The sequence below is a fragment of the Marinomonas sp. AWM4_232 genome, assembly GCF_056158325.1.
Genome location: NZ_JBSWTA010000001.1, coordinates 1,456,444 through 1,469,128 on the forward strand (window position 1 = coordinate 1,456,444; position 12,685 = coordinate 1,469,128).

Sequence of the window (12,685 nt, forward strand, 5' to 3'; positions counted from 1 at the left end):
TTAAGAAATAGAGCTGGGCTAAAGTCAGTCGTTTAAGCGATTCTGCTTCACCAGTTCAATGACTTGGTTTTTGGTATTCACCAAGTGTGTTCGCAGCAATGCCGTCGCCCCTAAAATATCTCGCTCGCGCGCCAATTTAAGTAATTCGTGGTGATCGTGGCTAGCGTTATCGCGTTTATCGAGCTTGCCGATGTGCATGCTGACATAACGGTTTGCTTGTAATGTCACGCGTTCTAGTAGTTGCTCGGTTAAATGACGTCCAGCAGCTTCATAAAGTTTACCGTGGTACTCCGCATTCAACGGCCCCCAATCGGCGACATTGCCCGTTTTATAGGAGTCATCCATTTCTTTGAGGATGGTTTCACAGGCTTCAAAATGGGCGTCCGTCATATTAGGGATAGAGCGAGCGAACAAATCCACTTCAAGCAGTGTTCGAACATCGAAGATTTCCGCAATTTCTTCAATCGTATGTTTCGTCACCGTAGCGCCGCGGTTGTTTTTAAAGACCAGCAAGCCTTCCGCATCGAGGCGTTTCAACGCTTCACGCACAGGCATACGAGAAACATCGTATTCTTCAGCAAGCAACTCCTGTCGAATCAAAGCGCCTTCTTCTAGGTCTCCAGATAAGATGCGCTGCCGTAGGTCGGCGACAATGACATCTGGCAGACTTTGTCTTACCACTGCACGCTTAGGGGCCAAAGGAGTCTCCTTATCTTTATCTTAAAATTAGGGGGTAAGTGTATTATACCCAATAAATTCCCCAACATCCCAAGTGTTCTGTGTGCACTTTATTGATTTCAATTGCGCTTTTCTTATGCACGGTTTCATTTTTCTTGAATAAAACTTGGAGCGTTGAAGCGATATAGTGAAATGAAGCGATTGGAACACAAGGCATAGGTGGGTTTCCGAGTCCGCCAGTGTTCCTCTTCACACACCTTTTCAAGTTTCGCTTGAAGACACCATGCTCAGATGAGACAGGAGTTACATTATGGACGTTACACTCACACAACCTAATTTACTTCGCCACCAATCGTACATTAACGGTCAATGGGTCGATGCTGATTCTGGTAAATCCTTCGCCGTAACCAACCCTGTTAATGGTGAAACAGTTGTTAACATCGCTGATTGCGGTGCAGATGAAACGAACCGTGCCATTGCTGCGGCCGATGACGCTCTAAAAACATGGCGTAAAAAAACCGCTAAAGAGCGTTCTATTGTCTTACGTAAATGGTACCAGCTGATTCTGGATAACCAAGAAGATCTCGCTAAAATCATGACTCTAGAGCAAGGTAAGCCCGTTAAAGAAGCGCAAGGCGAAGTGCTTTATGGCGCTTCTTTTATCGATTGGTTTGCTGACGAAGCACGTCGCATCAATGGCGATGTCATTCCGACCTTTGCTGAGGGTAAGCGCATACTGACCATTAAACAGCCGGTGGGCGTGGTCGCAACCATCACCCCTTGGAACTTTCCGAACGCTATGATCGCACGTAAAGTCGCACCTGCTTTGGCTGCTGGCTGTACCATTGTGGCGCGCCCATCTAAGGAGACACCGCTCAGCGCTTTGGCATTAGCCGAGCTGGCTGATCAAGCAGGTGTGCCAGCTGGGGTATTAAACGTAATCGTGGGCAGCAACTCTAAAGATGTTGGTAAGGCCATGACCAGTAACCCAATCGTACGTAAGTTGAGTTTCACAGGCTCCACACCGATCGGAAAAACATTGCAGGCGCAATGTGCTGACACCGTAAAAAGGACATCAATGGAACTGGGTGGTAATGCTCCTTTCATTATTTTTGACGACGCCGACATTGATGCCGCGATTGATGGCTTGATGGGCTGTAAATTTCGCAATGCTGGTCAAGTTTGTATTAGCGCCAACCGCATTATGGTGCAAGATGGTATTTACAATGAATTCGCTAAGAAGCTAACCGAGCGTGTTAAGCAGTTGAAAGTAGGTAATGGTCTAACAGACGAAGTCGATCTTGGGCCGCTGATTAACACCGGTGCCGTCGAAAAAGTCGTAGAACTGGTAGACGATGCAACAAGCAAGGGCGCCAAAATCACTGTAGGCGGCCACAGCCAGCAGGATGATAAACGCTTTTATCAACCTACTGTTTTGACTGATGTCAGCGATGATATGGACATATTCTGTACCGAAATCTTTGGGCCAGTTGCTGCTCTGTATCGCTTTACAACCGAAGAAGAAGCGATTGAGCGTGCTAACAATACCCCATTTGGTCTTGCATCTTACTTCTATTCCCTAGGTTTAAGTCGTATTTGGCGCGTATCGGAAGCTTTAGAGTACGGTATGGTCGGTATTAACGAAGGCAGTATCTCTACCGAAGTGGCACCATTTGGCGGTGTCAAAGAATCCGGTAATGGTCGTGAAGGCTCGAAATACGGCATCGATGACTACATTGAGATCAAGTACCTGTGCATGGGAAACATAGACGAGTCATAACGAATTCATTGTTTTAGGAACGGAAGGGCAGGTGATGACAAGCACTCTGCCCTTTTTATGTTTTAGTGCTTGCTCAGTGTAACTCCAAAACACATCAATGATTGATCACATCCATCTTCCCTAATGTTTGAGTAGCATCAAACAAAGCATTGATAGCTTCACATTTTCCAACCAAGGTGGATCTCCTACTATCAATCTATTACGGACTGTAAAGGTTCGAACACTGACATCTCATTATGAGTCTGGAGTTATTATGCAAGTAACATTAGCTCAACCAAACCTACTGAAAAACCAATCTTACGTGAACGGTGAGTGGGTAGCGGCTGATTCTGGTAAAACGTTCGCGGTGATCAACCCTGCTACAGGTGAGCACATTGTTGACGTTGCTGATATCGCAGCGGACGAAACAACTCGCGCTGTTGAAGCTGCCAATGCAGCACAGAAAGCTTGGCAGGGCAAAACTGCGAAAGAGCGTGCCACGCTTCTACGTAAGTGGAACCAGCTGATTCTTGATAACCAAGAAGATCTTGCGAAGCTAATGACTCTAGAACAAGGTAAACCATTCGCAGAAGCGAAAGGCGAAGTGCTATACGGCGCGTCTTTCATCGACTGGTTTGCTGACGAAGCACGCCGTTTGTACGGAGATGTGATCCCAACTTTCGCAAACGACAAGCGCGTTTTGACTGTCAAGCAAGCTGTTGGCGTTGTTGCAGCGATCACACCTTGGAACTTCCCAATTGCCATGATCACTCGTAAAGCCGGTCCCGCGCTCGCTGCAGGCTGTACGATCGTCATCAAGCCATCTGAAGAAACACCTCTTTGTGCGCTTGCACTGGCTGAGCTTGCGCACCAAGCAGGCATCCCAGCAGGTGTTCTAAACGTCGTGGTAGGTACTGATGCGAAGTCAATTGGTGGCGTCCTAACCGGCAACCCAATCGTGCGTAAGTTGAGCTTCACTGGTTCAACGCCAGTGGGCAAATTGTTGCTATCTCAGTGTGCGCAAACGGTTAAACGTACGTCAATGGAATTGGGCGGTAACGCACCTTTCATCGTATTCGACGACGCTGATCTTGATGCAGCAGTAGAAGGTGCTATCGCATCAAAATACCGCAACGCAGGCCAAACCTGTGTTTGTGCGAACCGTATCCTTGTACAAGACGGCGTTTACGATGCCTTTGCTGAGAAATTGGCGAAGCGCGTAGCCGAATTCAAAACAGGCAACGGTTTCACTGAAGGCGTAAACATCGGTCCTTTGATCAACAAAGCAGCGGTTAACAAGGTTGAAGAGCTTGTGAACGATGCCGTGAGCAAAGGTGCGAAAGCATTGGTTGGTGGCGCGAAAGCAGAGCAAGCGGGCGAGCAATTCTTCGAGCCAACGATCCTAACGGGTGTGACACCAGACATGACGATCTTCTCTAGTGAGATCTTTGGTCCTGTGGCTCCGTTGTTCCGCTTTAGCACAGAAGAAGAAGCAGTAGAGATGGCAAACAATACCCCATTTGGCTTGGCATCTTACTTCTATTCCCAAAATATCGGCCGTATCTGGCGTGTTTCTGAAGGTTTGGAATACGGCATGGTCGGTATTAACGAAGGCATTATTTCCAGCGAAGTTGCGCCGTTTGGTGGTGTGAAAGAGTCTGGCAGTGGCCGTGAAGGTTCCAAGTACGGTATCGACGAGTACGTGGAAGTGAAATATCTATGCATGGGCGGCATTAACTAAGCCGACTTTTTCGCAACAGAAGACACATCTAAAGGCCAGTTGAACGTCAAGATGTGTCTGCTTTCTAATGTAGAGAGAACAAGACAAATGAACAACGCTAGCTTACAAGAACGCAAAGTAAACGCCATTGCACGTGGCCAAGGTAACATGGCTCCTGTGTACGTAGACCGTGCTCAGAACGCTGAGATTTGGGACGTAGAAGGCAACCGTCACATCGACTTCGGTGCAGGTATTGCCGTAGTGAACACGGGCCACAACCATCCAAAAGTTAAAGCTGCTGTACAAGCACAACTTGAGCGTTTCACACACACTTGTGTCATGGTTAGCCCTTATGAGTCTGCTGTTGCACTAGCGGAAAAACTAAACGCTGCAGCGCCTGGTAACACGCCGAAGAAATCTATCTTCGTAACAACCGGTGCGGAAGCGGTTGAGAACTGTGTGAAAATCGCACGTGCTTACACGGGTCGTCCAGGTATCATCGCATTCAACGGTGGCTTCCACGGTCGTACGAACATGACCATGGGTCTAACGGGTAAAGTCAACCCTTACAAGATCGGCTTTGGTCCGTTCCCAAGCGACATCTTCCACGTACCATACCCAAATGAATACCTAGGTATCACTGAAGAGCAAGCGCTTGCTGACCTGAAAATGCGCTTCACTTGCGACATCGAGCCATCTCGCGTTGCGGCAATCATCATCGAGCCAGTACAAGGTGAAGGTGGTTTCTACATGGCTTCAGCAAGCTTCATGCAGAAACTACGCGCACTATGTGACGAGCACGGCATCCTATTGATCGCTGACGAAATCCAAGCAGGTTTCGCACGTACCGGTACCATGTTCTGCCACGAGCAAGCTGGTATCGAAGCTGACCTTATGACCGCAGCAAAAGGTATCGCGGGTGGTTTCCCTATCGCAGCAGTGGTTGGTAAAGCAGAGATCATGGACGCGCCAATCCCTGGTGGTCTAGGCGGTACTTACGGTGGTTCTCCAGTAGGTTGTGCAGCCGGTCTTGCAGTATTCGACGTGATCGAAGAAGAAAACCTATGCGAACGTGCTAAGCAAGTTGGCGCGCGTTTCGTTGAGCACCTAAAAGGTCTACAAGCTGAATACCCACAAATCATTGGCGACGTGCGTAACGCTGGCGCAATGATCGCAGTGGAATTCGTACACGATGGTGACGTAAGCAAGCCATACCCAGAGCTAGCGAAAAACCTATCTGCAAAAGCGGCAGAAAACGGTCTAGTACTACTGTCTTGTGGTATCCGCGGTAACGTTATCCGCTTCCTACCTGCATTGACGATTGAAATGGAAATCATCGATGAAGGTATGGAAATCTTCAAGCGTATCTTCAAAGAGCTTGTTTAAGATTTCAGTTTTAACGGTTTAGTCCACCTAGACTTCCGTTCACAAGACACACCCTCCAGGTCCTTGTCTTGTATTTTTAGCCCCCATCCTAGCGGATGGGGGCTTTTTTATATGCGCCACAGCTCACTTTCCAAAACACATCTGTGTATTTTTTATACACTATAGAGCTTATAAACTAAGTCAGATATACTTATATATTATGAAAACGCCTATTTACTAGGAAGACAGTATGAAGCCAAATCAATTAAATCATGAGCAAAAGTGCGGTGTGTATGCGCAAAGAAAAGTGGATAACTTTGTCGAAAGTATGCGCTTAGAAGGCTACTCTGTTGATTCATCTTTGCTGTCTTTGACACCAGCTGAACGCAAACAAAAAAAGGCTGAGTTAATAAAGCAATTCACTAAATAATGGACAAGTACGGTACTGGGAAAGACCCGTATACTTACCCTAACTCTTCTACTTTGATAAACAAGCTCAACATCTCAGACCAAAATGAGTTGAGCCTTGCCGAATCTCAGTTTTCTACATTAGCTCTTCAAGATATCGATTTTCAGTCTCCACCGTACGACTTCTCTTATCTCTGTTCACTTCATCGACAGCTGTTCGAGGACTTGTATCCATGGGCAGGCAAGATCAGAACCATAGCAATCTCTAAGCAAGATACTCGCTTTTGCCAGCCTGAATTCATCGAGAGAGAAGCAAATAAGATTTTTGCTCAATTAGAAAATAAACAGTTTTTGGTAAATTTAGCCTTTGAGGCTTTTTGTTTAGAAATGGCAGAGTTCTATATCGAACTCAATATGATTCATCCGTTTAGGGAAGGGAATGGTAGAGCACAACGTCTACTATTCGAGCATCTGGCTGTTGCCTGTGGTTACAACCTAAGCTTTAAAGGCATATCCAAAGAGCAATGGGTTAAAGCTAATATTTTAGGCTGCCTTAGATGCGACTACTCAGAGATGACAGAAATCATGTTTAAAAGCCTGACCTCTTTAAGCGATCTTTAATCCATTTCGCACCACTATCAGCTCTCTGATGAAGAAGGCAATACAAACGGTTCGACCGCTTTGTAGGCCGTGATCGCCCCTGTTTGGGTATTGAACTCTATCCCAGCTAAAGCAATAACACTCTCCGTTATTTTGCTTGATTCTCTTTTTTCTTTGTCTTCTTTTAAAATCGGTGAAAAACCACCGACTATTTCAAGCTGCTGTTTTAGTACATGCCGTAGCTTTCTATCATCCAAATCGTTTAAGTACTCTAAAGTACAAAGTGTCGCTAATATCGGAAAACCACTTTCTACAGGAGAGTGCACGCTGGTAGCTCGATCAGGTAATTCGTCATTTTTATGGTAGTTCAGTAGGAAAATGTAGCTATTGTTAAGGCGTTTAAGTTGTCGAGGGTTGGTCAAGTCAAAATACAAGACCCAGTGCTTAAAAGCCTCTTGCTGAGCAGGGCTTAAGCGCTTAATAACGGTGATTTTCTTTTCAACACTATCCTCTCCAGGCGCTCCAGGTTTAAACTCATTACGCTCATCATCTTCGAGATCGCTAGGTACTTCAGCTGGAGCTGGTAACTCTTTCTCTGGCTTTGTACCAACTGCTTCGGCAGTGTTAGTAGAGCGGTTATCTGGAGCATTAGTTATTATTTCTTCCACCTTGTCATGCTGCCATAAGGATGCTAGATATCCAGAAACGGATGCTTGGTCTGGTTTCGTTAACTGAATAGGGAAGTGAATAATTTTTGCCAAATAGTCTCGTGCGATCTGCCGAGCATCACCTTTTGCATGGTAGGGTTCTAGCTCTTGGTAATGCAGCGCTAAGGCCGCCATGGCAATGCGCTGGTCTACAGCAATAATCACTGTAACATTCTTCAAATCAAGCACTAAACGTACAGCTTCCAGAACCTTTACGATCCCTTCATGACTACAGCGGTCAAGATCATCTATGACATAAATTAAGCGCTTTTTAGACTTTGACGTATTTAAACGAACATCAACGAGTTTTTTAATATGATCTTGCATCACCGGAATCATTCCTAGATGCTTAGCATAGTCAGGAAGCTTTAGATATGTACGGAGCTCTTTAGCTAAAGGACCAGCAAAAACTTTCTTACCCTGTTGCCAAAGAGGGTAGCCAATCCCAATAAGCCAAGCTATTGGGAACAGTGATTTAACTTCTTCACCAACCCCATTAAGAAGACTTTCTAATGGCAATAACTCTAATATTGGGGGGCATATGGGTAGAAGCGCACTGAAGAATAACAGTATAAGCCAAATCAGTTTAAAGCCTTGTATACGCCGAGCAAAGCAGCATATCAGCTTTGCTCGGTAGAGTTTCCAGCGTAGCCATTTTAAAAGTTTGACAGTCCATTTTAGATCATCGCGAGATGTATCTTGCGCCGCCAACTCCTCTTGGCTGGTCAAGGCTTGAATCATCTCCTGAGCAATGCCCGCCTGTATATTATCCGTATGTTCATATTCCCAAGCATTAAACTCAGCAAAGAGAAAGGGCTGTTCATCTTTTTTAGACAGTAAGGTCTCTTTTAATTGAGCAATAATACTGCTTTTTCCCGACCCCCAATCGCCTAACAAGCCTATTGTTTGATGGTGTGGAGTATCACCTTCTTTATTGCTTTTTTGAGTGTTTTCTAACAACATCTCCGCAAGCGTTGCGACTAATTTTGCTCGATTGAGCTTATCGTCCTTAGCAACGCCATCTTCATTTTGAAGCAGAGAGCTCAAGTATTGACGCTCTTCAGTTTTTAATCGGCCGCCCAACTCACTATTTCTACGCAGTCCATCACTTAGGTAGTTACTCAGCCGATCAAAGCACTCTCCAATAAATCCTAAATCAGGATTTCCATTGAAAATATCCATAAAAACAGAGTGAGCATCACGTATTAGATCTGCTGCTTTGGGGTCTTCATTTCGGTAGTGTTGCTCGTATTGATACGATAACTTTGATAAGTGGGTATCTGCTAGCGCCATATACTCAGAACTTATCGGCGTGTTTCCCCACAATGATCGAGTTAATAAAGTTTCCCTGCCTGCATTCTCTAAAGTGGAAAGATCTTCCTCTAACATCGCAGACATCGACATACCAAAGTGGGCTGTCGCATTCATAGCTGCCTGAATTGCTTTAACTATTTGGCGCTCTGTATTCGTCGTAATGCCGCCATAATCAGCAGCACTAATGGCTTCAGGTATAAAGGACGGAATAGCTTGATTGAGCGAAGACCGAAGGAAGATATTATGCGTGGCAGCAGCCCATGCCCCTTCTCGCTGCGCATTTCTCTGATAACCAGATAAAGCACTCATAAATACAGTATAAAAACTTTCTAACTTTGAGTCAGGCCAATAGAAAAAGTACTCACTATCTGAATATCCCAAGGTAGGTAAAGCCCTTAACGCCGCTCGACTGGCTAATAAATATGGCGCATCTTTATCTTTGTTAAGTAAATCCTCAATGCGGTGCTGGAGCTCTTTCGCTTGCGCTAAACTTAATCCGTTTGCCTCTGACACAATTCAATCCTTTAAAAGTCAATATACTTGAGCAACGGACCTAATAAGGTGCAGCTTCAGCTTTGTCATGGGCGACAGCAAGCTGCTCACGTAATACTTGTAGGAACAGTTCACGAGGCTTATTAGGCTGGGCGGTTTTCTTGTAGATAACGGCCATGCCTAGTGTGTAATGACGTTGTTTGGTTGCCACGGCGACGATTTCACCTCGATTAACGTACTCTGATGCGTATTCTTCCGGTAAAAATCCAATGTAACGACCAGATAAAATCAAAGCTAAGCGGGTATCGTAGAAGTACGAAATCGCAGACAAGTTCATATTAGAAATCTGTTCGCTGACGCCTTCGTGTGGCTTCAAGCCTGCATGAGATGCAGGATAGCTGTCCACCTCTGCCACTTGCTCAGCTTCGCTTAGTTTAGCAATTGGGTGATCTTTGGCGACGTAGATGTAGCAATTATCACTGTATAGGTGAATGTACTCTAAGCCATCCAATTTACGGTGATAGGGGATAAAGCCCACATCGGCCTCATCGTTGAGAATGGTGCGCTCTATTTTGGCCATAGACGCCACATTAGTATAGAGAGTGACCTCAGGCGCACGATCGGTGAAGTGCCTAATTAGTTCAGGCATACGACAGCGAGGGTCCAAGCTAACCGAATCCGATAAAGTGATACGCAGTCGACCGGTTAAACTAGCGTTTAGATTATTGACGGTAATACGGAAAGCGTCCAATGACTCCAATAAGGTTTCCGTCATGCGGTAGATGATTTCCCCTTCTTCTGTCAGAGAAAAACCACCACGGCCACGCTTACACAACGTCAGGTTGAGGCGAGACTCCAAATTGGAGATATGCAAACTGATGGTCGAACGCCCGATATTCAGCATGGTTTCAGCAGCTGAGAAGCCACCACAATCCACCACGGTCTTAAATACTTTTAGCTGTTTGATCTCATAATCGCCGACTTGGCCCAGCGAATAATTGTTTGCACTCATCACACCTCCTAACTGCAGCGTCAGACGTTTTGACCAGTATATCCGATACCAACCCTTACGACATGGCTATATTAAGCTTCCCGAATCCATCCATTGTGCCTAAGTGCATTGTTTGGTCAACGCCTAACTTTAGATTTAGACAACGACGTTTCAATCATAACCGAGCTTCTCTAAGGTGGAATGACTGACTTTGATGAATTCAATCACCCTTGTTGATCAGGTCGGTGGCTCTTAAGAAGCTCCTTTCATGCTTCTTAAATTGAGAATCTTCGTACTTACTTCTTAGCCCGCGCACTCGCTCGGGCTTTTTTTTAGAAAGCGCTAAGCCTGTCGTTTAGCCCTACATTAACAGCATTACACTGATTTAGGAGTTATTGTGTCGATATCACTTTCTGTGCGACAAAAATTGATCGCTACATTAGTTTTAGTTTGCTTAGGGTTTGCAGGCTTTGGCCTTTACGCCGTCATCAACTTTCAGCAAATGCAACAAGCTGGCTTAAAAGCTAACCGTATCGCGGACAGCTACGCCAATTTAAGCAATCTGGAAATTACATTGCTTAAATTTGAACGTCATGCGGCGAATCCATCGGTCTCAAGTCTGCCCAGTTTATATGAAGAACTGGATCGCTTAGCACAGCAAACAGCACTGCAAGAGGCTCAAGCTAATCCATATTTAGATGCTCAAGCAAAACAAGGTGTTACAGCACTAGGTAAAACTTTGCCGGAGTATTTATCAAGCCAGAAACAAGCCTTAGACTTGAGGCAGAAATTGGGTACAGATAACCAAAGCGGAGCATTATTGAGCTTAAATGAGCAAGCCAGCCAAGCAGAGCAGCAACTGGCAATGTTGGCTCAATTTGCCGCGACGTTTAAAGAAGTACGTGCTAAAGAGAAAGATTTTTTAGCGTACTCCACACCTGATAATCTGTCGGTATGGCAAGACAGTATTGCGCGATTAATGAAGCAGGTGAACGATATTGGCTTTGGCGATGACTTTAACCCTTTGATTGAGTCTTACCAAACGGCTGGTCAGCAGGTGGCAGACTTAGCAATGTCGCTAAAATCGTTAACTCAACGCTTAGATACCTTGCGCGAGCAGAACTCAGCAACACTTGGTCGTACCACCGAATACCTTAAAAGCCCTTTGCTTGAAAATGCCCAACAGCAAGCCCAAACAACTGCCAACGAGGCGCGCCGTGACTTAATTATTGGCAGTGTCATTTTGACACTGTTAATTGGCGCCTTGATCGCGACCGTTATTTTTACCCTTAACCGCAAAATCCAGTTGATCCTAAAGCGTTTACAAGACGTTGCCGCTGGGAAGCTGAAACGTCATCCTTCTAGCTCTCTCAATCAACTTGACGAGCTCGACCAGATCCTAATCACATCCAACGTGATGACAGATAACTTAAGCCAATTAGTACAACAGCTTCAGCAAAGTAACCAAGCGTTAGTGCTCACCGCCGATCATCTTAGCGATAATGCCTTTACTATTGTCTCCAGCAGCGAGCAAATCCGCGATCGCAGTAATACGCTGGCCACCGCCACTGAAGAGATTTCTCAGACCTCAGCAAACGTCGGTGATATGACACGTCAGGTAAACGATGCGGCGAATCATGCTCATCAATCGGCGCAAAGTGGCGCACAGGTCATTGGTGATGCCATCCATTCGATTCAATCTGTGGCCGACTCCATCGAACACACCCACAGCATTGTGGCAAAACTAGGCGAGCGCTCAAAAGAAATCGACTCGGTTATTGATCTAATAGTCGGGGTTGCTGAGCAAACTAACTTACTTGCCCTTAACGCTGCCATCGAAGCCGCACGAGCAGGAGAAGCTGGCCGAGGTTTCGCGGTGGTGGCCGATGAAGTACGCACCCTCGCAGAACAAACCGTTCAAGCGACGACGAATATCACTGGCAAGATTGAAGGGATTCAACAAGAAACACAGCAAGTTATCCAAGCAATGCAAACCAGCTTGCAGCAGGTAGCCGTAGGTCGAGAAAAAGGCGAAAGTGCAGTGAGGACGATCAAAGAAGTCGAGTCTTTAACCATGGATGCGGCGCAACAGACGCACACTATTTCTTCTGCCATTCAGGAGGTCGTTTTGACCACACAAACCATGGCCAAAGATATGGACGATATCGCTCAAAGCATCGAACATAACCATCAAGCGACGCAAAATATCAATGCTTCTGGCAAAGAAATCAATCAGCACGTGACCAATTTAACGGGCCAGATGGAACGCTTCGAGCTAAATTAGCTATTCATTTTTTAGAATGCTTAAAATTTCAAAGGAGAGCTTAGCTCTCCTTTTTATATTCGAAGAAAAATAAAAACGCACTATTATGGTGCTAAATTATGACAAAATCATGTCGTACAAAGTTTCAATCGATTATCCTTACAAGCCGTTCTGAAAATGCTTTAATTATCAAATCACTAGATCGTTCCATTGCAGTCAATCTTGTACCCTTAAAATAGCACTGTTTTGGGGCGCCTATGCACCAATAAAAAGACTATACACCTGATTTATAAAGGCTTTTGAATACGCACCTATTGTTTGGTCAAAACAAAACTTTAGGGTGATTTTGCATGGTTTAATTTGTGCAAGCTTTTTGAAAGTATCGATT

At 45.4% G+C, this 12,685-nt stretch carries 9 protein-coding genes; 6 read left to right on the forward strand and 3 right to left on the reverse strand.

The annotated features are described in order from the left end of the window. Positions 1-24: 24 nt before the first annotated feature. The gene (locus ACXAC1_RS06970; RefSeq protein WP_475060285.1) at positions 25-699 is read right to left on the reverse strand and encodes a GntR family transcriptional regulator; all 675 of its coding nucleotides are present in this window, start codon (positions 697-699) and stop codon (positions 25-27) included. 289 nt (positions 700-988) lie between these two features. Here ACXAC1_RS06970 and ACXAC1_RS06975 point away from each other — a divergent pair, with 289 nt between their 5' ends. The 5 genes from ACXAC1_RS06975 to ACXAC1_RS06995 all read left to right on the forward strand — a co-directional run bounded on the left by ACXAC1_RS06975 (position 989) and on the right by ACXAC1_RS06995 (position 6,551). Continuing rightward, on the forward strand, positions 989-2,458 hold the full coding sequence (locus ACXAC1_RS06975) for an NAD-dependent succinate-semialdehyde dehydrogenase (RefSeq protein WP_475060288.1): 1,470 nt from the start codon (positions 989-991) through the stop codon (positions 2,456-2,458). Between the two features lie 253 nt (positions 2,459-2,711). Beyond that, the gene (locus ACXAC1_RS06980; protein WP_199463211.1) at positions 2,712-4,178 is read left to right on the forward strand and encodes an NAD-dependent succinate-semialdehyde dehydrogenase; all 1,467 of its coding nucleotides are present in this window, start codon (positions 2,712-2,714) and stop codon (positions 4,176-4,178) included. Positions 4,179-4,265: 87 nt separating this feature from the next. Further along, on the forward strand, positions 4,266-5,543 hold the full coding sequence (gene gabT, locus ACXAC1_RS06985; protein ID WP_475060291.1) for a 4-aminobutyrate--2-oxoglutarate transaminase: 1,278 nt from the start codon (positions 4,266-4,268) through the stop codon (positions 5,541-5,543). Positions 5,544-5,772: 229 nt separating this feature from the next. Then, positions 5,773-5,952 carry a YhfG family protein gene (locus tag ACXAC1_RS06990; RefSeq protein WP_475060293.1) on the forward strand — a complete coding sequence of 60 codons (180 nt, stop codon included), beginning with the start codon at positions 5,773-5,775 and terminating at the stop codon, positions 5,950-5,952. Beyond that, a complete protein-coding gene (locus tag ACXAC1_RS06995) occupies positions 5,952-6,551 on the forward strand; it encodes a putative adenosine monophosphate-protein transferase Fic (protein WP_475060295.1) in 600 nt (199 codons plus the stop codon). The genes ACXAC1_RS06990 and ACXAC1_RS06995 overlap by 1 nt, the downstream gene beginning before the upstream one ends. A gap of 17 nt (positions 6,552-6,568) precedes the next feature. Here ACXAC1_RS06995 and ACXAC1_RS07000 read toward each other — a convergent pair whose 3' ends face one another. Continuing rightward, positions 6,569-9,064 (reverse strand): KAP family P-loop NTPase fold protein, encoded by a 2,496-nt coding sequence (locus tag ACXAC1_RS07000; protein ID WP_475060297.1) that lies wholly within the window; start codon positions 9,062-9,064, stop codon positions 6,569-6,571. A gap of 40 nt (positions 9,065-9,104) precedes the next feature. After that, the gene (locus ACXAC1_RS07005; RefSeq protein ID WP_475060299.1) at positions 9,105-10,055 is read right to left on the reverse strand and encodes a LysR family transcriptional regulator; all 951 of its coding nucleotides are present in this window, start codon (positions 10,053-10,055) and stop codon (positions 9,105-9,107) included. 376 nt (positions 10,056-10,431) lie between these two features. Here ACXAC1_RS07005 and ACXAC1_RS07010 point away from each other — a divergent pair, with 376 nt between their 5' ends. Beyond that, positions 10,432-12,318, forward strand: coding sequence for a methyl-accepting chemotaxis protein (locus ACXAC1_RS07010; protein ID WP_475060301.1), 1,887 nt, complete (start codon positions 10,432-10,434; stop codon positions 12,316-12,318). Positions 12,319-12,685: the final 367 nt, after the last annotated feature.